General features: G+C 59.1%; 16 protein-coding genes. 7 read left to right on the forward strand and 9 right to left on the reverse strand.

Annotation, left to right across the window (positions count from 1 at the left end):
• Nucleotides 1–188 precede the first annotated feature (188 nt).
• Entirely contained in the window at nucleotides 189–794 is a 606-nt protein-coding gene (locus KQP88_RS15005; RefSeq protein WP_025260716.1) for a phosphatase, read from the forward strand.
• A gap of 106 nt (nucleotides 795–900) precedes the next feature.
• The gene (locus KQP88_RS15010) at nucleotides 901–1164 is read left to right on the forward strand and encodes a DUF4404 family protein (RefSeq protein ID WP_025260717.1); all 264 of its coding nucleotides are present in this window, start codon (nucleotides 901–903) and stop codon (nucleotides 1162–1164) included.
• A gap of 225 nt (nucleotides 1165–1389) precedes the next feature.
• Here the strand turns inward: KQP88_RS15010 and queF are convergent, their stop codons facing one another.
• The 4 genes from queF to KQP88_RS15030 form a co-directional block, all read right to left on the reverse strand.
• Entirely contained in the window at nucleotides 1390–2220 is an 831-nt protein-coding gene (queF, locus tag KQP88_RS15015; protein WP_216703483.1) for an NADPH-dependent 7-cyano-7-deazaguanine reductase QueF, read from the reverse strand.
• Nucleotides 2221–2346: 126 nt separating this feature from the next.
• A complete protein-coding gene (locus KQP88_RS15020) occupies nucleotides 2347–3591 on the reverse strand; it encodes a lipoprotein-releasing ABC transporter permease subunit (protein WP_216703484.1) in 1245 nt (414 codons plus the stop codon).
• 63 nt (nucleotides 3592–3654) lie between these two features.
• The gene (lolD, locus tag KQP88_RS15025) at nucleotides 3655–4338 is read right to left on the reverse strand and encodes a lipoprotein-releasing ABC transporter ATP-binding protein LolD (protein ID WP_200993218.1); all 684 of its coding nucleotides are present in this window, start codon (nucleotides 4336–4338) and stop codon (nucleotides 3655–3657) included.
• A 7-nt stretch (nucleotides 4339–4345) separates the two neighbouring features.
• Nucleotides 4346–5596, reverse strand: a complete 1251-nt coding sequence (locus KQP88_RS15030) for a lipoprotein-releasing ABC transporter permease subunit (protein ID WP_200993219.1) — start codon at nucleotides 5594–5596, stop codon at nucleotides 4346–4348.
• Between the two features lie 102 nt (nucleotides 5597–5698).
• On the opposite strand from KQP88_RS15030, the gene KQP88_RS15035 reads away from it, so the two are divergent.
• Nucleotides 5699–6283, forward strand: coding sequence for a PilZ domain-containing protein (locus KQP88_RS15035; protein WP_200993220.1), 585 nt, complete (start codon nucleotides 5699–5701; stop codon nucleotides 6281–6283).
• Nucleotides 6284–6343: 60 nt separating this feature from the next.
• On the forward strand, nucleotides 6344–7066 hold the full coding sequence (locus tag KQP88_RS15040; RefSeq protein WP_200993221.1) for a glycerophosphodiester phosphodiesterase: 723 nt from the start codon (nucleotides 6344–6346) through the stop codon (nucleotides 7064–7066).
• Between the two features lie 42 nt (nucleotides 7067–7108).
• Here the strand turns inward: KQP88_RS15040 and sthA are convergent, their stop codons facing one another.
• From sthA to KQP88_RS15055, 3 genes are all read right to left on the reverse strand, one after another.
• Nucleotides 7109–8503, reverse strand: coding sequence for a Si-specific NAD(P)(+) transhydrogenase (sthA, locus tag KQP88_RS15045; protein ID WP_117166550.1), 1395 nt, complete (start codon nucleotides 8501–8503; stop codon nucleotides 7109–7111).
• 144 nt (nucleotides 8504–8647) lie between these two features.
• On the reverse strand, nucleotides 8648–9667 hold the full coding sequence (locus KQP88_RS15050) for an FAD:protein FMN transferase (protein ID WP_216703485.1): 1020 nt from the start codon (nucleotides 9665–9667) through the stop codon (nucleotides 8648–8650).
• Nucleotides 9664–14238 (reverse strand): dermonecrotic toxin domain-containing protein, encoded by a 4575-nt coding sequence (locus KQP88_RS15055; RefSeq protein WP_216703486.1) that lies wholly within the window; start codon nucleotides 14236–14238, stop codon nucleotides 9664–9666. Before KQP88_RS15055 ends, KQP88_RS15050 begins: the two co-directional genes overlap by 4 nt.
• 290 nt (nucleotides 14239–14528) lie before the next feature.
• On the opposite strand from KQP88_RS15055, the gene tcuC reads away from it, so the two are divergent.
• Nucleotides 14529–15821, forward strand: coding sequence for an MFS transporter (gene tcuC, locus KQP88_RS15060; RefSeq protein ID WP_216703487.1), 1293 nt, complete (start codon nucleotides 14529–14531; stop codon nucleotides 15819–15821).
• Between the two features lie 60 nt (nucleotides 15822–15881).
• Here tcuC and KQP88_RS15065 read toward each other — a convergent pair whose 3' ends face one another.
• Both KQP88_RS15065 and KQP88_RS15070 read right to left on the reverse strand, forming a co-directional pair.
• The gene (locus KQP88_RS15065; protein ID WP_200993225.1) at nucleotides 15882–17147 is read right to left on the reverse strand and encodes an MFS transporter; all 1266 of its coding nucleotides are present in this window, start codon (nucleotides 17145–17147) and stop codon (nucleotides 15882–15884) included.
• Nucleotides 17148–17242: 95 nt separating this feature from the next.
• Nucleotides 17243–18706, reverse strand: coding sequence for a glyceraldehyde-3-phosphate dehydrogenase (locus tag KQP88_RS15070; protein ID WP_117181313.1), 1464 nt, complete (start codon nucleotides 18704–18706; stop codon nucleotides 17243–17245).
• Between the two features lie 215 nt (nucleotides 18707–18921).
• On the opposite strand from KQP88_RS15070, the gene mfd reads away from it, so the two are divergent.
• The gene (gene mfd, locus KQP88_RS15075) at nucleotides 18922–22374 is read left to right on the forward strand and encodes a transcription-repair coupling factor (RefSeq protein WP_216703488.1); all 3453 of its coding nucleotides are present in this window, start codon (nucleotides 18922–18924) and stop codon (nucleotides 22372–22374) included.
• 11 nt (nucleotides 22375–22385) lie between these two features.
• On the forward strand, nucleotides 22386–22910 hold the full coding sequence (locus KQP88_RS15080; protein WP_216703489.1) for a CsiV family protein: 525 nt from the start codon (nucleotides 22386–22388) through the stop codon (nucleotides 22908–22910).
• Nucleotides 22911–22925 lie beyond the last annotated feature (15 nt).

Consider the following 22925-nt stretch of genomic DNA (forward strand, 5'->3'; position numbering starts at 1 on the left):
GCTGAAACTCCTGATCAAGATGATGACGCGCGACTGCGAGCCGATACGCAAGGATTGGCAGTATAAAGCGTTCCGCCAGAAATAAGTCAGTTCTGTCAGTCCGACAGACTTTTAAACACAGTCACCGGACATTCATCCGAATGTCACAAAAGCCCGGTAGCGTTCATGAATATTTCAGAGACATTACCATGCTCGCGCCGGTTGCCAACTCCCTGCCTGACTTCCCTGCCCTGCTGTTCGGCCTCAGCGGCTGCCTGGTGGACTTTGGGGCGCAGGCAGGCATCAAGGCTCAGGAACCGGACTTCGCCCTCGCGACGCCCGGCGCCATCGATATTCTGCAAACCCTGAGCCGCCAGGGCATGCCCTGCGCCTGGATCGACGAACTGCCCGAAAACCTGAGCCATGCACTGGCTGCGACTGTCAGCGAATGGGTCACGGCGGCTCCACGCCCGAACGCAAAATGGCCTGCTCCCGACGCCTGCTGGCTGGCCCTGATGGCGCTGAAAGTGAATCAACTGGAGGGTTGCGTGCTGATCAGCGGCGACCCGCGCCTGCTGCAATCGGGCCTGAATGCCGGACTCTGGACCATCGGCCTGGCGTCCTGCGGGCCGTTGTGCGGCCTCTCTCCTGCGCAATGGCAGGCACTGAGCGACAGCGAACGCGAACAACGCCGCGCCCACGCCACCCTCAAGCTTTACGCTCAGGGCGTGCATTCGGTCATCGATCATCTGGGTGAACTGGAGTCCTGTCTGGCCGATATCGCCCTGCGCCGCAGCAAGGGTGAAAAGCCCTGATACACATCATGCAGGCAAGTCCCGAGTGGATTAGTCTTAATGCATCACGGACCTTTCGCTCGATGCGAGAGTCCATGAAGCAGACTTATCAACAAAGGAGCACGCCATGCCTGCCCGCGAACTGCAAGAACAACTCAATACCCTGCGCGAGCAACTGGAGCACAATCCGCCGCTGTCCGAAGCCGAGCGTGACAATCTCCGTGAGCTGATGGAACAGATCGAAACAAAGATCCAGCTGGAAAGCATGACTCAGGACGCCAGCCTGGCCGATGGCGTCAATCTCGCGGTAGAACGCTTCGAGCTGGAGCATCCGGCCATTGCCGGGACCCTGCGCAATATCGTCCAGACCCTGGGCAATATCGGGATCTGACATAACGAAAATCCCGTCAGATGAAGTAATGCCGATCAGTTAAGGCATATGTCACTTGTGGGAGGGGCCTTGGCCGCGACGACTTGCTTACAGGCAACACATTTCAGCGTCTGAAAGCTGGCTGTCGCGGCCAAGGCCCCTCCCACGAATTGTGACCTTGCCATTGGCTTTCTGAAATGAGTCTCTTAACTTATCAGCATTACGTCAAATGACGGGCTTCTCTGCTTACTGGCGTGCCAGTCGACGGTTATCGACCTGCAATGCTTCAGTACTGCGATAGGGGTTGATATCCAGCCCGCCACGACGCACATAACGCGCATAAACCGTCAGTCTCTCAGGCTTGAGCAAACGCTGCAGGTCGAGAAAGATCCGCTCCACGCATTGCTCATGGAAGTCCGAATGCTGGCGGAAGCTGACGATGTAAGCCAGCAGGCTCGCATGATCCAGCGCCGCACCACGGTACTCCACTACCACACTGCCCCAGTCAGGCTGGCTGGTCACAGGACAGTTGGACTTGAGCAAGTGACTGTGCACACTTTCCTCGATGACACGGGAATCGTCGCAGCGCAGCAGCTCGGGTTGCGGATGGTCGTAGCTGTCGATGCTGACATCAAGATCATCGATACAGGCGCCCGGCAAGCTGGCCACACCTTCGCTCTCGATCTCGGCCAGACGGCTGATACGCACACCGACAGGCTTGCCCGCCGCTGCCGACAGGTCCTTCTCAAGGGTCGCTTGCAACTGCTCAGTGCTCTGGAAGGAGGTCTGGTTCAGCGAGTTGAGGTAAAGCTTGAAGGACTTGGACTCGATGATATTGGGCGAGTCAGCCGGGATGCTGAACTCGGCAATCGCCACCACCGGCTTGCCCGACGGCAGCAGCCAGGACAGCTCATAGCAATTCCAGAAATCGACACCCTGATAAGGCAACGTCTGAGCCGTCAGCCCCAGCTCGGCCCACTTCGCAGCGCGCGGAATCGGGAACAACAGGGATGGCGTGTAGGTGGCGATGTACTCACTGGACTTGCCCAGCGGAGAGTGTTCGGCTGCGGGATGCATGGCGATACCTGGAATCTCATGAATTAACCCGGCAAGTTTATAGGGTTTGCACCGGGCTTTCAGCTTTAACGCCTGCGCGCACTTTGACGCCCGTGCAGCAATGAATTCATTGCTGCACGGGATCGGTCATTCGTAGCGCAGTGCATGAGCCGGCTGCACCTGGGCGGCGCGCCATGCTGGGTAGATGGTTGCCAGGAAGCTCAGGATGAAACCGGCGCTGCAGATCAGCACCACGTCACCACCCTGCAACTCCGAAGGCAGGTTGCTGATGAAGTACACATCGGAACTGAAGACGTGCTGGCCGCTGACCCGCTCGAACCAGCCCACCAGACTGCTGACATTCAGCGCTGCAATCACGCCCAGAACGCCGCCGATCAGGGTGCCGACGATACCGATCACCGTGCCCTGAACCATGAAGATCGCCATGATCTGCCGCGGCGTGGCACCGATGGTGCGCAGGATGGCGATATCCGCGCCCTTGTCGTTCACCACCATGATCAGGGTCGCAATGATGTTGAACGCCGCCACGGCGACGATCATCAGCAGCAACAGGCCGATCATGGTCTTTTCCATTTTCATCGCACTGAACAGGCTGCCCTGGGTGTGGGTCCAGTCATCGGCACGATAATCGGCGCCCAGGCCCGAAGCGATGGCAGTGGAAACCTGCGGCGCCTTGTACAGATCCTTCAGCGCCAGACGCACGCCCTGCACCTGATCGGGCTGCCAGCGCTGCATCTGCGCGGCGTCGGCAATGTTGATCAGCGCCATGGAGCCATCCAGTTCGGCTCCCACCTTGAACACGCCGACCACAGTCAGGCGTTGCAGACGTGGCGTGATACCGCCCGGTGCGCTGCTGACTTCCGGCACGATCAGGGTCAGCTTGTCGCCCACGCTCAAGCGAAAGCGACGAGCCGTGATCTCGCCCAGCACCACGCCGAACTCGCCCGGTTTCAGGTCCTGCAGGTTGCCGCGAATGATGTGCTTGGTCACGATGGAGACTTGATGCTCAAGCGCAGGATCGATACCGCTGACCTGGATCGGTTGCATGGAGCCCTTGTAGGACAGCATGCCTTCCATCTCGGTGAGTGGCACGGCTGCCGTGACTTCCGGGTTCTTCAGGGCCGCTTCTGCCAGCGGCTTCCAGTCGTCCACCGGCTTGACGCCGGCGATCATCGCATGGGGCACCATGCCGAGGATCCGTGAACTCATTTCACGCTGGAAACCGTTCATGACCGATAACACCACGATCATCGCCAGCACGCCCAGCGCCAGACCGATCATCGAGGTCATCGAAATGAACGAGATAAAGCTTTTACGACGCTTTGCGCGGGTATAGCGCGCGCCGATGAAGATGGATAACGGTCTGAACATTCGCGGAGCACCGTAGAAAAAGGTAAAGACCCCGACGCGATGACTTGCGTCGGGGCGGGTCAATCAGCCAGCGACGAGGCGACCGTCTTCCAGGCGCAGTACGCGGTCCATCTGCCGGGCCAGGTTCATATCGTGGGTCACCACCAGAAACGCCGTACGCGACGAAGTGCTCAGCTCACGCATCAGGTCCTGAATACCCTGGGCCGTGTGATGATCGAGGTTGCCCGTGGGCTCATCGAGCATCACCAGCCCTGGCTGGTTCACCAGCGCACGGGCAATCGCGACACGCTGACGCTCACCGCCGGACAACTCCGATGGCTTGTGGGCCAACCGATGCCCAAGACCTACGCGCTCCAGCAAGGCGGTAGCCCGCTTGCGGGCTTCGGGAATCGGTGTGCTGCCGATCAGCAACGGCATGCAGACGTTTTCGAGTGCAGTGAACTCGGGCAACAAGTGGTGGAACTGGTAGACGAAACCCAGCGCCCGGTTACGCAACAGACCGCGGGCCTTTTCATTCAGCGCCGACAGCTCTTCCCCGGCCAGCCAGACACTGCCCTCGGTAGGCGTATCCAGGCCACCGAGAAGGTTCAGCAAGGTACTTTTGCCCGACCCCGAACTGCCGACAATCGCCACGCGCTCACCCGGATGCAGCTCAAGCTGCAGACCGGACAGCACCACGACAGACTCCGGACCTTCCTCGTAGGACTTACCCAGATTGCGGCAACTCAATACAGCTTTATCTAACATGCCCGACTCACTCATAACGTAACGCCTCCGCAGGCTGGGTGCGCGCCGCACGCCAGGCTGGATACAGGGTGGCGAGGAAACTCAGGGCCAACGCAGCACCGCAGACCTGGAACACATCCTGGGCCATCAGTTGCGAAGGCAGATAATCGATGAAGTACACGTCGGCATTGAGGAACTTGTGGCCCATCAGGCCTTCAAGCGCCGAAATCGCCGAGCTGACATTGAGCGCCGCCACAATACCTACTGCCGCGCCGATCAGGGTGCCGACCACACCGATCACGGAGCCTTGTACCATGAAGATGGCCATGATCTGGCGCGGGGTCGCGCCCAGGGTGCGCAGGATGGCGATGTCGCCCTTCTTGTCGTTGACCACCATGACCAGCGTGGAAATGATATTGAACGCCGCCACCGCGACGATCAGCAGCAACAGCAGGCCGATCATGGCTTTTTCCATGCGGATCGCCTGATACAGGTTGCCGTGGGTGCGGGTCCAGTCACGGGAGTAGAAGTTGTTCTCGCCCAGCTTCTGGGCAATTTCCCATGACGTGCGGGGAGCCGCGAACAGGTCATCGAACTTCAGGCGCAGGCCCTGGACCTGATCCGGCTTCCAGCGATGCAGACGCCCAAGATCCTCGAGATTGGTGAGGCCCAGATAGCCGTCCAGCTCACCGGCGCCGACGTGGAAGATACCGACCACTTCAAAACGCTTCATGCGCGGAAACATGCCCGCTGGCGTGAGCGTGACTTCCGGAGCCACGAAGGTCAGCTTGTCACCGATGCCGACCCCCAGCTTGGTGGCGGCCTTGTCGCCGATCACGATGCCGAAACTGCCAGGTGCAAGGCTGTCGAGCTTCCCCTGTTTCACAAAGTTGTCGATGATCGAAACCTTGCGCTCCTGAGTCGGGTCAATACCGTTGAGCAGCACCTTCTGGACCTTGCCGTCATTGGTCAGCAAACCCTGCATCTGGGTGAATGGCGCAACCGCCAGCACCTGCGGGTTTTCCTGGACCTTGGCAGCCAGGCCCTGCCAGTTGGCAATGGGCTCGCCCGATTCGATGGTGGCGTGAGGCACCATGCCCAGCACACGGGTGCGCATTTCGTGATCGAAGCCATTCATGACCGATAACACGACTATCATCACCACTACACCCAGGGCGAGGCCGATGATGGACGTCAGGGAAATGAAGGAAACAAAATGATTACGTCGTTTTGCACGGGTGTAACGCGTGCCGATAAATACAAAAAGAGGTCTGAACATGTAGGGAATTGTTCGCAGGAATGGGGACGTCCGTGTGGCGAGCCTTGACGTGCAGCTTTACACTCGAAACTCTCTGACCACAGCAGCTACCATGGGTTCGCCATGTCGACACTAGATGAAGAAGAACGCCGCGAATACTACCGTATCGAAGACAGCGTCGCACTGGAAATTAACCCCCTGTCTCAGGCCGACCAGGCCAGCCAGGAAGCCATGCGCGACACGTCGGTACTGTTCGATCTGCTCAGCGAGCTGCATGTCAGCGAATTCGAATCCCAGCATCTGTTGCGTCAGCTCGACGAGCGTGACCGGGTGCTCAACAGCTTTCTCAAGTCGCTGAACAAGCGTATCGACCTGCTGGGCCGGGTTGTTGCCCATACCGCGCTGGGCAAGCTTGGCGCACCGCAGCCGGTAAAGCTTTCCGAAGGTGGCCTGCTGTTCACCTCGAACCAGAGCTACGCCCTCGGCGAAAAACTGTCGATCAAGATGGTGCTGATGCCCCAGGCTTCAGGCCTGATGCTGCGCGCCACTGTCATTCACTGTAACACTCTGGAAAACGGCGAATTCGATGTAGGCACCGAATTCGTGGACCTGCCGGACGCCCAGCGTCAGTTGCTCGCACGCCATGTGCTGCAACGCCAGGCCCAGCAACGTCGTCAGGCGCTTGAACAAGGCATGCCCAAGGCCTGAGCCCGTTCCCTTGCACACATCACATTCATGTATTTGGCGCCTTCGAGGCCAGGAGTAATTGTGACGCTTATCTACGGCCACCGCGGCGCCAAGGGCGAAGCACCGGAAAACACCCTGACCAGCTTTCAGGAATGCCTCAAGCACGGCGTACGCCGTTGCGAGCTGGATCTGCATTTGTCTCGCGACGGGGAACTGATGGTCATTCACGACCCTACCCTCAAGCGCACCACGGATCGGCGTGGCAAGGTCAATGAACATCTGGCCGCCGACCTTGTGACCTACGACGCTCGCAAGGGCGGCCCAGGCTGGGTTTCGCCCTGCCCGATCCCGCATCTGGAAGAACTGTTCGAGAAATGCGACTTCGAGCACTGGCAACTGGAAGTCAAAAGCGCTTCACGCACTCGCGCTGCCAATACCGTGCTGGCGATTCGTGAACTGGCTCAGCGCCATGGCTTGCTGGACAAGGTGACGATCACCTCAAGTTCCCGGGAAGTGCTGCGCGCCGCCGTGGAGCTGACGCCGGACATCAGCCGTGGACTGGTCGCCGAATATGCCTGGCTCGACCCGTTGAAGGTCGCCCAGAGCTACGGCTGCGAGATTCTGGCATTGAACTGGACGCTGTGTACCCCGGAGCGTTTGCAGAAAGCGCAACGTCAGGGTTTGCATGTGTCGGTATGGACCGTCAACGAACCTGCGCTGATGCGCAGGCTCGCCGACTTCGGCGTAGACAGCCTGATTACAGACTTTCCCGGTTTGGCCAGCGCCACTCTCGAGAATCGCTGAAATCGGTCTCCCCGGCCGGCTCAGGCCACCGGCCGGAGCCGCTTAAAAAAGCCGGTTCAGACCATCGTAGGCCGCTACCCGATAGGCTTCGGCCATGGTCGGATAGTTGAAGGTGGTGTTGACGAAATACTTGATCGTATTCGCAGCACCTTCCTGGTTCATGATCGCCTGACCGATGTGCACGATCTCCGAAGCCTGGTCACCAAAGCAGTGAACGCCCAGGACTTCCAGGGTCTCGCGATGGAACAGGATCTTCAGCATGCCGACCCGCTCACCGGAAATCTGCGCACGGGCCATGCCCTTGAAGAAGGCCTTGCCCACTTCGTAAGGCACACGTGCCTGAGTCAGTTCATGCTCGTTCTTGCCGATCGAGCTGATCTCGGGAATGGTGTAAATCCCGGTCGGCACGTCGTTGACATACCGCCAGCTGCCGTTGTCCACCAGACTGCCCGCTGCCGAACGCCCCTGGTCGTAGGCGGCACTCGCCAGGCTCGGCCAGCCAATCACATCGCCTGCGCCGTAGATATTGGGAACGCTGGTGCGATAGTTCTCGTCGACTTCGATCTGACCGCGACCGTTGGCCTTGAGACCGATGTTCTCCAGGCCCAGCTTGTCGGTGTTACCGGTACGGCCGTTACACCAGAGCAAGGCGTCGGCCTTGATCTTCTTCCCGGACTTGAGGTGCAGGATCACACCGTTATCCAGGCCTTCGACCTTTTCGTATTCTTCGTTATGGCGAACCATCACGTTGTTGTTGCTGAAGTGATAACTCAGCGCCTGGGAAATTTCCGAGTCCAGGAAGCTCAGCAACTGATCGCGGTTGTCCACCAGCTCGACCAGCACACCCAGACCACTGAAGATCGAGGCGTATTCACAGCCGATCACGCCAGCACCATAGATGATCAGCTTGCGCGGGGTATGGCCCAGGCTGAGGATGGTGTCGCTGTCATAGATACGCTTGTGATTGAAATCGATATCGGCAGGACGATAAGGGCGCGAACCGGTGGCGATGATGACCTGGTTGGCCACCAGCTTTTCAACGACGCCGTTGGCGCATACCACGTCGATGCTGTTTTCATCGGAGAAGCTGCCGGTGCCGAAGAACACATCCACCCGGTTGCGGGCGTAGTAGCCGGTACGCGAGGCCACTTGCTTGGAAATGACGATTTCAGCGTTCTTCAACACGTCCGGGAACGAAAACCAGCGCGGCTCGCCAATGGCCCGGAACATCGGGTTGGTGTTGAAGTGGATGATCTGCTTGACCGCATGACGCAATGCCTTGGAAGGAATCGTGCCCAGGTGAGTGCAGTTGCCGCCGACCTGCCGACGACTGTCGACCATCGCAACCTTGCGCCCCGCCTTGGCGGCATTCATTGCCGCTCCTTCTCCGGCTGGGCCGGAACCCAGTACCACTACGTCGTAGTTGTAGACAGCCATGCGTACTCCTTTAGAACATACCGAGGCGCCACTCTGGCATCTCTGGCTAAATCACGGGGCCCAGTCTAGCGCTGCACCAAGGGGGCGAACATTACCCCTTGGTCGCGTTGAAGGCCACTTTTGTCTGCAATCGATCATTCAGGCTCACTGCGCCTGCACGGCACATAGCTGATCGAACGCCAGGTTGCTGCGAATGATAAAGCGCTTATCGGCACGAATCACAAAAAAAGCAGCAATTTGATGCTGTTGTGCGTAATCCCAGCCTCGCTCCGGCCCCAGAATCAACAACAGCGTAGACAAGCCATCGGCCATCAGCGCCGAAGGATGAATCACTGTCACCGATGCCAGGTCATGAGTCACCGGCGCTCCGCTCAGCGCATCAAGCGTATGGGAATAGCGATGCCCTTCATGCTCGAAGTAGTGGCGATAATCCCCGGACGTCGAAACACCACAACCGTCCAGAGCAAAGATCTTCTGTGCGATCTGCTGATCGTCGCGAGGCGCTTCGAGGGCAACGCGCCACGCCGAACCATCGGGCTTGCGCCCTTTTACCTTAAGCTCGCCAGTGACCTGCACCATATAGTCATGCACGCCCAGCTCATCGAGCCGTGCAGCAATACGGTCCACCGTATGGCCGGCAGCCATGCTGCTCAGGTCTATCTCAACGTCCGCATCCTTGCACAAGCGCCGGTTATCGATGCTCAGATGTCGATAACCCACTCGCTCACGAGCCCGGGCCAGCTCACGTGCCGTCGGCACCTGCTGGACGCGGGACTGGGGGCCGAAGCCCCACAGGTTCATCAAGGGCAGGACCGTCAGGTCGAAAGCGCCTTGGGTTTCACGGGCCAGATGCTCACCGACACGCACCAGTTCCAGCACCGCAGGCGGCATGGCCTGGCATTGACCGGCCGCCATGACATTGAAACGCTCGATATCCGAGTCGCTGCGCCAGGTGGACATCTGCTGATCCACCTCGGCCAGGATCGCCTCGACCTCAGGCTGGACAACACGTATATCGGGCTGACCCGGATGGCGCACATAGCTGACCGAATAACCGCTGCCCATGGTCGGCCCACCAAAGTTCTGCAAGGCAGGCCCGGAATCACAACCGGCCATGACACCGGCAAACAGCACGCACACAACCCTGCCCAGCCACAGCCTCATGGAGCCAGCACCAGAAACAGGCGCTGGGCGATGTCCTTGCCGATGGCACTGCGATAGATATTGACCACGTCCCTGGCCCCTCCCGAATTTCTGATCAGTGACTTGTAACCGATCATCCGCTGCTCGGGCAATTTCAGATGAGCCGCCGTGAAAGCCTGGGCGCTGTCCCCTTCGTTTCTGTAGTGAAAGTGCGCCCACCACAACAAGCGATTGTCCTTGTCACGAATCGCATACTCCTGCAGAAAATCATCGCGCCTGGCGCCCGACATGTTTTTCCTGCCCTCGAAAGAGGAAATATTGACTTCGCCCTGACGGTGCAGATAGCTGACCCGCGCAGCTGTCGGCGGTTGAGACTTGATCATGGCGATACGCAGGCTGCGACCTTCGGCTGTCAGGCGGGTGGCGGCCTCTCGCAACTGCGCAGCATTTTCGGTCAACTGTTGCGACAGATTTTCGGATGTCCTGGCAGTTTCGGTGATCTGCTCGGCAAGCGCGGTCAACTTGTCCGCTCTGGAAACCAGGATGTCCTCGATGTCTTCCGGCTCGTAGGCACGTGTTGCCTGCGAGCGGGCCTTTTCAAGTGCAGGCTCAACTTCCAGCAAAAATGCACGGGCACGCTTTTGAAGCTCACCCGCTGATGCCGGTCGAACAGCGGGCGTCGGCTTTTCAGGTCTGGCAACCTGGATTTCCACCCATTGACCATCCGCATGCTGGTGCCAGGAACTGATCACCTCGCCCGTCTGCGTATTCATGACATCGGCGACTTCACCGGGAAAGTTTGTTTCATTGCGGCGTACATTCCCCACAAAGGAGCGGTAATTGCGGGTCCTGATGACTCTCTTGTAAGGCTGCTCGACCCGCGGCACATATTCGACCACGGCAGGCAAGGATTCGACGTTTTCCTGAATCAGCTTCGCCAGTTGGGCCTGGGTTCTCTCGCACAGCGAATTCAGCTCGTTTCTGAAGTTCTCGAGGTGCAGGGCCTGTTCTCCCGTGAACAGCCCTGTATCGACATCATCAGCAATCCCCTTGGCCTTGTGATACTCGCGCAGGACACTTTCCAGAACATCGATTCGCTCGGCCAGCGAATAGGCATTGGGCCTTTCAAGCTCGGCATGAGAGGCGAACGCGCCATTGAGGCTCATGTCGTTACGCAACGCCTTGAAAGGACGAAACTCATCCTCGAGGACAATAAGCTCTCTACTGAAGCACAATTCCAGATGCGACATCATGTGCTGGAAGTGCCACTCAAGGCCGGAGAACAGCTTGCCTTCATACAAAGTCGTAACCTGCTTGCGCCAGAACTCTTCACCCACCTTGGGCACCGCCCGCAGCTTTTCCCAGAGCGATTCGCGAATCTGCGACCAGTGCACGCCCTTTTCCTGCCTGCTCAGCAGCGTCTTGAACATGCTCAGGTAGGTTCCGATATTCTCATCCGAGAGCACACTCCCGGTCCGGGCCATTTTCGCAACTTCGGTGTTGGCAAGAAGACCGTTTTCAGCTGCCAGCCGACCCTCCAGAAACTCCAGGTAGATCGTCACCCGGGCAATATCCTCAGCCATCTGCCGTTCAGGAGGACGATCCCCGACTCTCAACTCTTCCCACAGGCTCATCCGCTGCTGCAATAGCTCGACCTCCTCGCCCATTGCCTCTTCGAGACGGTCGAAAAACATCTGCCGCAATTCACCAACAGCCGTATTCAGATGCCCGTTGTAGCCTGTGATCTTCTTCACCAGATCCGTTTCCCGTGCATCGAGCTCTGCCAGGCGCTGAGTGATACGGGCCAGATTCTCTGCGTTCTGCAGAGCCATCTGGCGGATGCTCTTCTTCGGTCCACCACCGCGCAGATGCAGCCCCAGGTCCAGGTGCCATTCCTGACCATCATGCCTGAGCCAGGGACCCGGCACCGAGGGGTCGTCGGGACGCACGACACGCACCCCGTCGTCCTCGACCGTGACCCGAAACAGGTCGCTGCCGACTCTGGCCAGCCAGAGGTCATTGAAACTGTAGAGAGCGGCGTTCGCTCCGGAGGCAAGCGGCTTTCCGGTCACCGTGCCAGGCCAGATCTTGAATTTCTCAAGCTCCAGGCGCTGCGCTCCGCTGAGTCGACTGCTCGGTTGCGACCAGGAAAAATCGAGCACTGTGCGGGCGTCATCCAGAGGGCGCTCGACAAGAATTGGAGCCTGACGAACGATCACAGGCTCCTCAGTCACAACCGGCTCCACCAGCATCTGATTACCTGCAAGCAGATTCACGGACGCCAGGTTATTTAGAGAAACCCCGGAATGCAGCAAGACCAGCGAGATATTGAGCAGCAAATCGGCAAGCTCTGCCGGACTTCCCTCCCCCTCCGAGCCGGGCCGGGCAAGTTGTTCGTTGATACCGGACAACAATTGCGCAAGCCACAAGGCATTGGCAACCGGCCCGCTGAACAGCGGCAACACGGTATTGAGCAAGAGCCAGCCGCCGCTTTTGAGCAGTGCCCAACGACTTTCTGCATTGGAAACGGCGTTGCGATCTGCCAGCTTGATCAGCGCCCGGGCATTGGCATTGAACAGGCCATGCATGATGTCTCCCTTGAGTACATCTGTGCCCAGCACCGCTGGCAGGGGTTTTTCCAGTGGCGAGAAATCCGAGCCCAGGCCAAATCGGTTGACATGAGGCTCAGCAAAACCTCCATTGGCATACACCGGACGCGCACTGTCACTGAGCCAGACCAGAATGTCGTCTTGCAGCGCTCCGGGCTGCCTGACCGCTGCGAGCAGCGCCGGCCAGCTGGCATATTCGGTCAGTGAAGTGCGGGCAAAAGGCCTGTAAAGAACATGTGGGCCGACAGATGTGTCCTGCGGGCCGATCACGAACATATTGTCCACCACATCGGCCTGATGCCCTGGCTGGCGAACGAAGGACAAGGGCCGCAGGACTATTGGCTGAATCCCCACAAGCCGGCTGGCCATGCCTGTCTGCATGATGGCGTAAACGGATTGATAGCCCTTCTGGCTCAGCTCGCCCTTGATCTTCTGCTCCAGTGCCTGCAAAGGTAACTGGAGGCGCAACTGATCGGAAAACAGGACCTCACGCCGCTTTGCCTCGGCGGTATCAGTGACCAGATAGCGCTTGAGCAGGTCGGGATAGACCTGGCCGATATCGACGCGCACGGTAAGCTCTTTCAGATAATCCGCCGTCATCCAGTGCGGCAATGGTTTTGCGTCGGTGCGATAGACCGTGATTTTTCCTACGGGCAACCCGGAGAGATTTTCCAGAGCGAATTCGGGAAAGGTCATGATCACCGGCTCGACACTTCCCACCGCAAAAGGCTGATCGCCCGCGGACACACTGGTGGCAGTGACCTTGTCTATTCGCACCTGAATCTGACTGGGCAAGAAGTCCACGCCGTCGAGATGATCCTGAGCGATGGCAATGGCCAGGGACCGGGACGCAAACTCAAGAATCGGCGGCAGCCCGTCATTGAAGGATTTGCCTTTGGCACGCTTCTGGGTCACCGCCAGCGCCCCCATCAAACGGCTGTACTCGTTGCGATCGGCTTCGCGGGCGTTTTTCATCCACAACGGCAGACGTTCGATGCCCAGCGTCGAAGAACGGTTCGATGCAGGGTCATCCGTCTCGAAAAGTCCGCACACGTCGGTCAATGCCGCCAGTGAGTGCTCCAGGCGATCAAGATCATAGACCTGGATGCTCTTGAGCCCCTGTATGCCCACCAGCTGGTTTTCCAGTAGCGCCATGGCCAGAACGCTGAAAACATCGTCTTCAGGCTCATGAATGAACCACCGCACGTCCAGTTGTCCGATCTGATCATCCAGCAGATACGCCAGACTTTGCTCCCAGTCAGCGAGGTTCGACCAGCTCTGGCAGCGCCCCGACAACTGATACATCAAGACCTGCTCATTGCCCTTCTGAGTGTTGAAAATGATCAGGACCGGAAGTATCACCGACCGGGCTTGCGGCTCGTTGACCTGAAAGCGAATGATGCAGGTACGGGGCAACGGGCGCTGTACCGCCAATCGTTCGCGCTCGGCCTTTTCCGGAAACAGGGCGATATCGCGCAACCACTTCCCGGCCATGGAGGCCTGCACACGAGAAGGCGTTGCGCCCAGCCCCTCCAGCAATACCTTCTTGATCTGGCCACCCAGCCAGTCCCAACGGCTGCGGCAATCGACAGGCTCGCCACTGCACTCTCGCCAGTAATCGACCAGTGCCTGCTTGAAGTTCTCGAGCAAGCCCAGCGCCAGTTGATTCACCAGCGTGCCGATACAGGGCATGTCAACCGAAAACGGGCCTGAAGGCCCCAGAAGAATATGTTGTCCGCGGATCCACTTCACACTGGACTGGGCTGCGAAATGCTCCAGCAGACAGTCGACGAGGGTTTGAGTCTCGCCCCCGGCAGACGATGCTGCTGGCACGTTTGCAGTACGGGAAAGGACCGCCGTCTGCGGGTCGATCTGCAACGTCGGATACAACTCACGCAACCCCTGACGCAGGGTGGCCACAGCGACCTGGCGCAGGGTAGGACGCGTGGCAAATTTTTCTGCAATATCGAATGCAGCAGTCATATGAAATCAGCTCCCTTGTTGGATGGCAGCCTTTCAAGCCAGAGGCTCAGGCGCTATTTCAACGAGCTAAAGCCATATATCCCCTCTCCGGCACATAAACAAATACCCCATGCAGCCTTGAAAAAAGGACCGTGCAAACGGCTGTCCTGTAGCGGAAGGTTGTCTTCGGACCAATTTACACATATGGTTACAATTATGCTTCGTGTGCGGGCTTGAGCCTTCGCCGCGGCAAAGCAGGACATAAATACAACGATTTCCCCCTAGCTAGACAGCCTAAGTGAGTATTTCCAATGGCCTCAAACACAGGCAAAGGCAAGGCGATTTTTCGCGTTGTCAGCGGCAACTTTCTTGAAATGTTCGATTTCATGGTCTACGGCTTTTACGCCACAGCCATCGCCAAGACCTTCTTCCCTGCCGACAGCGCATTCGCGTCGCTGATGCTTTCGCTGGCCACCTTCGGTGCCGGTTTCCTGATGCGCCCGCTGGGTGCGATTTTCCTGGGTGCCTACATTGACCGCCACGGTCGCCGCAAAGGGCTGATCATCACGCTGGCGCTGATGGCTCTGGGCACAGTGCTGATCGCCTGCGTGCCGGGTTACGCAACCCTGGGCGTTGCCGCGCCCCTGCTGGTTCTGCTGGGCCGCTTGCTGCAAGGCTTCTCCGCAGGCGTGGAGCTGGGTGGCGTTTCGGTGTATCTGGCGGAGATTTCCACGCCGGGCCGCAAAGGTTTCTTCGTCAGTTGGCAGTCCGCCAGCCAGCAAGCGGCCGTTGTTTTCGCCGGCCTGCTGGGTGTCGGTCTCAACCACTGGCTCAGCCCGGATCAGATGGGTGAATGGGGCTGGCGCGTGCCGTTCCTGGTGGGCTGCCTGATCGTACCGGCCATCTTCATCATTCGTCGCTCCCTGGAAGAGTCGCCGGAGTTCGAGGCTCGCACCCATCGTCCGACGCTGCGTGAAGTCATGCGCTCCATCAGCCAGAACTTCGGTCTGGTGCTGGGCGGCATGGCGCTGGTCGTGATGACCACCGTGTCTTTCTACCTGATCACCGCCTACACCCCGACCTTCGGCAAGAACGAACTGCATCTGTCGGACATCGACAGCCTGCTGGTGACGGTCTGCGTGGGCATATCCAACTTTATCTGGCTGCCGATCATGGGCTCGTTCTCCGACCGTATCGGACGCAAGCCTCTGCTGATCGCCGCAACCGTACTGGCCATCGCCACTGCCTACCCTGCCCTGTCGTGGCTGGTTGCCCACCCGAGCTTCGGCAATCTGCTGATGGTCGAGTTGTGGTTCTCGTTCCTGTATGGCTCGTATAACGGCGCCATGGTTGTGGCACTGACCGAAATCATGCCGGTAGACGTGCGCACCACCGGCTTCTCCCTGGCCTACAGCCTGGCGACCGCAACCTTCGGTGGCTTCACGCCAGCGGCATGCACCTACCTGATCCATGTACTGGATAACAAGGCTGCCCCGGGCATCTGGCTGACCGGCGCTGCAATCCTGGGCCTGGTTGCGACACTGGTGCTGTTCCGCAAGGGCGGGCACAAACTGCAAACCCCGGGTGTTACAGCTACAGCCTGATCACCGCTGTAGAGATGCAACATCACAATGCCCCGACCCTGCGTCGGGGCATTTTCGTTTTCAGACCTTGAGTTTCCATGGCTTGAAACTCAGCCACAGCAGCACACCCGGCAACTGCAAGGCAATCATGAGGCCCAGCGACCATTGATAAGCCTCCACCGGATGCCCTGCGCCCTCGCCCACCGGCCATAGATTCAGCACGATCCCCATCAGCCATTGCAGGAAAAATGCGAGCACGAATACCACCAGATTGAAGGAAGAGCTCACTCTGCCCGCCAATTCAGAAGGCACCGATTGGGCAATGATTGCGTAGTTCATCGTGGTCGATGTGCCAAAGAAACTGAAACCCATGGCAATCAGGTACGGCGAAACGGGCAAGCCGCTGGCCATGAGCACTTGAAAGACGACAAAGATCACCATCCCCGCGCCACAGACCATGATCGGCTGCACCCCGAAACGGCGCAGGTAATCGGTGATGGCGCCAAAGGCCAGGGAACCGGCAACCATGGCGACCGTGCCGAACAGCAGCACGCTGGCCATATCCGGATCACTCAACCCGGCCATATCGTGCAGCCATGGCCCCATCCACAACGACAGCACCGACATGTAGATGGCATGGGCACAGACCGAGTACAGGGCCAGACGCCAGAAGGACCATGACAGATAAAGCTTGCCTACCGCGGCGAACATATCGGCGTAGCGCACACTCTTGGCCTCGTAGGCCCTGGGCACGCTGAAATGGATGATGGCGGCGACACACAAGGTCAGCAGCGCCAGAATCAGAAATGCCTCACGCCAGGTCACCCAGCCGAGCAGTACATGCAGAGGCGTGGTGGAAGCCATGGCCCCCAACCCGCCAATGGACAGCAGACAAGCCGTCACCAGAGGCAAGCGCTCCACCGGCAACCAGATGGCACAAGCCTTGATGGCACTCATCAGCGACCCGGCAACTCCCAGACCGATCAGGCCGCGCCCGATCATCAAGCCCGCTTCGGTACTGGAAACGCTGAAGATCACCGAGCCCAGCACTGCCAGCAACAACATGGGTGCCTGCACGCTACGCGGACCGTAACGATCCAGCATGACCCCCAGCGGAATCTGCGCTGCAGCGAAGGCCAGGAAATACACGCCCGTCAACAATCCCAGGCTGCTGGCGGGCAAACCAAGGTCGGCCTGCAAGTCGACATAGATCACCGCATTGACCGTGCGGAACATGTAAGAGATGAAATGGCCCAGGCCAAAAGGAATGAAAATCGTCAAGAACAACAGGAAGAAACTGCTTTTGAGCTGCTTCTGCGAACAATCCATCGTCGAACCACCGCTCATCAAGCGACTCTCCATAAACAAAACGGGCCGAAACCTGTAGATACAGGATTCGGCCCGTTTGGGGAACTGCCCGGCAAGACCGGGCAGCTACATCATTACTGCGGGAAGGCTGGCGGATTGACGCCGGCGATATCTTCCATGACGCGAACAACCTGGCAGCTGTAACCGAATTCGTTGTCGTACCAGACGTACAGAACAACGCGGTTATCGTTGACGATGGTTGCTTCGCCATCCACCACACCGGCGTGGCGCGAGCCCACGAAATCGGTGGAAACCACTTCCTGCGAGTTCACGAAGTCGATCTGCTTGTGCAGGTCCGAGTGCAGCGCCATGTGACGCAGGTACTCGTTCATTTCTTCGCGGCTGGTGGCTTTCTCGAGGTTGAGATTGAGAATGGCCATGGATACGTTCGGCGTCGGAACGCGGATCGCGTTACCGGTCAGCTTGCCAGCCAGTTCAGGCAGAGCCTTGGCAGCAGCAGTGGCAGCACCGGTTTCGGTGATGACCATGTTCAGCGCAGCGCTACGGCCACGACGATCGCCCTTGTGGAAGTTGTCGATCAGGTTCTGGTCGTTGGTGTACGAGTGGACCGTTTCAACGTGACCGTTGACGATACCGAACTTGTCGTTGACAGCCTTGAGCACCGGCACGATGGCGTTGGTGGTGCAGGATGCAGCGGACACGATCTTGTCGTCAGCCGTGATTTCACCGTGGTTGATACCGTGCACGATGTTCTTCAGCTTGCCCTTGCCAGGCGCGGTCAGAACAACGCGGTCGATACCCGGGCATGCCAGATGCTGGCCCAGGCCGTCGGCATCACGCCATACACCGGTGTTGTCCACCAGCAGGGCGTCCTTGATACCGTACTGGGTGTAATCCACCTCGGCAGGGTTCTTGGCGTAGATGATCTGGATCAGGTTGCCGTTGGCAGTCAGGGTGCTGTTGGCTTCGTCGATGGTGATGGTGCCGTCGAACGGACCATGTACCGAGTCACGACGCAACAGGCTGGCACGCTTGACCAGATCGTTTTCCGCGCCTTTGCGGACAACGATGGCACGCAGGCGCAGGCCTTCGCCACCACCGGTCTTCTCGATCAGGATGCGGGCCAGCAGACGACCGATACGGCCGAAACCGTAAAGCACGACATCGGTGCCTTTGGCTGGAGTGGCGTTTTTCTTGCCAACGACACTGGCCAGTTCGTCACGCACGAACTGCTCGGCGGAACGGCCGTTGCCTTCGGTCTTGAATTTCACGGCCAGCTTGCCCAGGTCCACCGAAGCGGCGCCCAGTTCAAGCTCACTCATCGCTTTGACGAGCGGGAAAGTCTCGTGCACGGACAACTCAAGTGCGTCGGACTGGCGATGACGCGCAAAGCGGTGAGCTTTGAGAATCGCGATGACTGAACGGTTGATCAGGCTGCGGCCATAGATCGAACTCACCACATTGTTATTGCGGTAGAGCTGACCGATAAGCGGGATCATCGCCTCGGCGAGTGCTTCACGATCAATCCATTCACCAAGACACTGGTCGGGCTTCTGAGTCACGGGAACCTTCCACATGTAGGGGCTGAAAAAAGGGGCTACATTATGCCGCCGCCTTTGTTTATGAGCAATGCGCCGTTGTCAGATCAATGCGCACTACATTTGTTCCTTGTACACGCAGGAAATTTCCGAGCAGGACTTTTACGCCTCAAAACCGACCTGAAAACTGACAGGCACCATCTTCCACCGGTACAATCGCCGCCCCTGTCGCAACGCCTGGAGCCTGACCTTCCGTGCCCGTTCTGCGTCTACCGCTTCTTCCTGCCGCTGCAGGCAAACAACACTGGGGCAACCTTCCCGGTGCCGCACTGAGCCTGGCGATTGCCGAGGCCGCAAGCGCCGCCAAGCGCTTCACCCTGCTTTTGACCGCCGACAGCCAGAGCGCCGAGCGGCTTGAACAGGAGCTGAAGTTCTTCGCGCCGACGCTGCCGGTCCTGCATTTCCCAGACTGGGAAACCCTGCCCTACGACCTGTTCTCGCCGCACCAGGACATCATTTCCCAGCGGATCGCCAGCCTCTACAGCCTGCCGGAACTGGATCATGGCGTATTGGTAGTCCCCATCACCACGGCCCTACATCGGCTGGCACCGACCCGGTTCCTGCTGGGCAGCAGTCTGGTGCTGGATGTCGGCCAGAAGCTCGATGTCGAAGCCATGCGTACGCGCCTGGAAGCCAGCGGCTATCGCTACGTCGATACGGTTTATGAGCATGGCGAGTTCACGGTGCGCGGCGCGCTCATCGATCTGTTCCCGATGGGCAGCAAGGTGCCTTACCGGATCGACCTGTTCGACGACGAAATCGAAACCCTGCGCACCTTCGACCCCGACACCCAGCGCTCTATCGATAAGGTCGAGTCGGTCCGTTTGCTGCCGGCCCGGGAGTTCCCGCTGCAGAAAGAAGAAGTCACGCGCTTCAAGGCCCGCTTTCGCGAGCGCTTCGACGTGGACTTCCGGCGCAGCACGATCTTTCAGGACCTGAGCAGCGGTATCACGCCAGCCGGTATCGAGTACTACATTCCGTTGTTCTTCGAAGAAACCTCGACCCTGTTCGATTACCTGCCCCAGGACACTCAGGTGTTCTCGCTGCCGGGTATCGAACAGGCCGCCGAAAACTTCTGGAACGATGTGCGCAACCGCTACGAAGAGCGCCGCATTGATCCCGATCGCCCGCTGTTGCCGCCTGCCGAGCTGTTCCTTCCGGTAGAAGACTGCTTTTCACGCCTGAAAAGCTGGCCGCGTGTGGTTGCCAGCCAGCAGGATGTCGAGCCCGGCGTCGGCCGCGAACGCTTCCCGACCCAGGTGCTGCCGGATCTGGCCATCGAAGCCAAGGCCAACCAGCCGCTTGCCGCGCTGTCGAACTTTCTCGACGACTTTCCCGGTCGCGTGCTGTTCACCGCCGAATCCGCAGGTCGCCGCGAGGTGCTGCTGGAACTGCTGGATCGCCTGAAGCTGCGCCCCAAAACCGTCGACAGCTGGCTGGACTTCGTCAACGGCAAGGACCGGCTGGCAATCACCATCGCACCGCTGGACGAAGGTCTGGTGCTGGAGCAACCGGCGCTGGCGCTGGTGGCCGAGAGTCCGTTGTTCGGTCAGCGGGTCATGCAGCGTCGACGTCGTGAAAAACGCAACGACGGCGGCAATAACGATGCCGTGATCAAGAACCTCACCGAGCTGCGTGAGGGCGCGCCGGTGGTGCATATCGATCATGGCGTTGGCCGCTACCTGGGGCTGGCGACACTGGAAGTCGAAAATCAGGTCGCCGAATTCCTGATGCTGGCCTACGCCGAAGACGCCAAACTGTATGTGCCGGTCGCCAACCTGCACCTGATCGCCCGCTACACCGGCAGCGACGACGAAACCGCGCCGCTGCACCGCCTGGGCTCGGAAACCTGGCAGAAAGCCAAGCGCAAGGCCGCCGAGCAGGTACGCGACGTGGCGGCGGAGTTGCTGGATATCTATGCCCGCCGGGCCGCCCGCGAAGGCTACGCTTTCGAGGACCCGAAAGCCGATTACGCAACCTTCAGCGCCGGGTTCCCGTTCGAGGAAACCCCGGACCAGCAGACCACCATCGAAGCGGTACGCGCCGACATGCTGGCACCCAAGCCCATGGACCGGCTGGTCTGCGGCGACGTGGGTTTCGGCAAGACCGAAGTGGCGATGCGCGCCGCGTTCATTGCCGTACACGGCGGACGTCAGGTGGCGATTCTGGTGCCCACCACCCTGCTCGCCCAGCAGCACTACAACAGTTTCCGCGACCGCTTTGCCGACTGGCCTGTGCGGGTCGAGGTCATGAGCCGCTTCAAGTCCGCCAAGGAAGTGAACGCTGCCGTGGCCGATCTGGCCGAAGGCAAGATCGATATCGTCATCGGCACCCACAAGCTGCTGCAGGACGATGTAAAAATCAAGAACCTGGGGCTGGTGATCATCGACGAAGAACACCGCTTCGGGGTGCGTCAGAAGGAACAGCTCAAGGCCCTGCGCAGTGAAGTCGATATCCTGACCCTCACCGCCACACCGATCCCGCGCACCTTGAACATGGCGGTGTCTGGCATGCGCGATCTGTCGATCATCGCCACACCGCCAGCCCGCAGGCTTTCGGTCCGCACCTTCGTCATGGAGCAGAACAAGCCGACCATCAAGGAAGCGCTGTTGCGCGAGCTGCTGCGCGGCGGTCAGGTCTATTACCTGCACAACGACGTCAAGACCATCGAAAAATGCGCCGCCGACCTGGCCGAACTGGTGCCCGAGGCACGCATCGGCATCGGCCACGGCCAGATGCGCGAACGCGAACTCGAACAGGTGATGAGCGACTTCTACCATAAGCGCTTCAACGTGCTGATCGCCTCGACCATCATCGAGACCGGCATCGACGTGCCAAGCGCCAATACCATCATCATCGAACGTGCCGACAAGTTCGGTCTGGCGCAGTTGCACCAGTTGCGCGGCCGGGTCGGACGCAGTCACCACCAGGCTTACGCCTACCTGCTGACACCGCCACGCAAGCAGATCACCCCGGATGCGGAAAAGCGTCTGGAGGCCATCGCCAACACCCAAGACCTGGGAGCGGGCTTTGTACTGGCCACCAACGACCTGGAAATCCGTGGCGCCGGCGAACTGCTGGGCGACGGCCAGAGCGGTCAGATCCAGGCCGTCGGCTTCACGCTGTACATGGAAATGCTCGAACGCGCCGTCAAGTCGATCCGCAAGGGCGAACAGCCCAACCTCGACCAGCCACTGGGCGGTGGTCCGGAAATCAACCTGCGGGTTCCGGCACTGATTCCCGAGTCGTATCTGCCGGATGTGCATACCCGGCTGATTCTCTACAAGCGCATTGCCAATGCCGCCGACGAGGATGGCCTCAAGGACCTGCAAGTGGAGATGATCGACCGCTTCGGCCTGCTGCCAGAACCCACCAAGAGCCTGATACGCATCACACAGCTCAAGCTGCATGCCGACCAACTGGGCATCCGCAAGATCGATGCAGGGCCCCAGGGTGGGCGTCTGGAATTTGCAGCCGATACTCCGGTTGACCCGCTGACGCTGATCAAACTGATCCAGAGCCAACCCAACCGCTACAAGTTCGAAGGTGCCACACTCTTCAAATTCATGGTCCCCATGGAGCGCCCTGACGAGCGCTTCAATACGATCGAAGCGCTGCTTGAGCGCCTGACCCCGAAAACTGCTTGAAGGATTCATCCATGCGTCTGTTTCGTTCATTGATCCTGCTGCTGACGCTTGTCGCTCCGACAGCTTTTGCCGACAGCCTGTATCAGGTGGAAATGATCCTGTTTCGCCAGCTCGGCGAACCTGCCGCTACACTGCAGTTCGCCCCCGAAGACTGGAGTGCCGGCGCCAGACGCATCGACTCCGGCAACGAGCGAAGCCCGGCCTTGAACGACATGGCCAAAAAGCTTCAGGACAGCGGCAAATATCAAGTGCTGCTGCAAAAGGCCTGGCAACAAAACATCGGCACCGAAAACAGCAAAATGGCCGTGACCAGCGGCCAGGAACAACTCGGCCACTTCCCGGTAGAAGGCACTATCAGCCTGGCAATCGCGCGTTTTACCGATGTATCCGCAGACTTCTGGATCAACCAGCTCGACCCCCATGGCATATTGATCAGCAGTGAACACATGAAACAGACCGCCAGGGTCAAGAACGGCGAGCTGATCTATCTGGATAACAGCAATCTGGCTGTGCTGATAAAAGTTTCTCCCCTTTGAGCATTCAGGAGCGCG

It is taken from the genome of Pseudomonas lijiangensis, from assembly GCF_018968705.1.
GTDB lineage: Bacteria > Pseudomonadota > Gammaproteobacteria > Pseudomonadales > Pseudomonadaceae > Aquipseudomonas > Aquipseudomonas lijiangensis.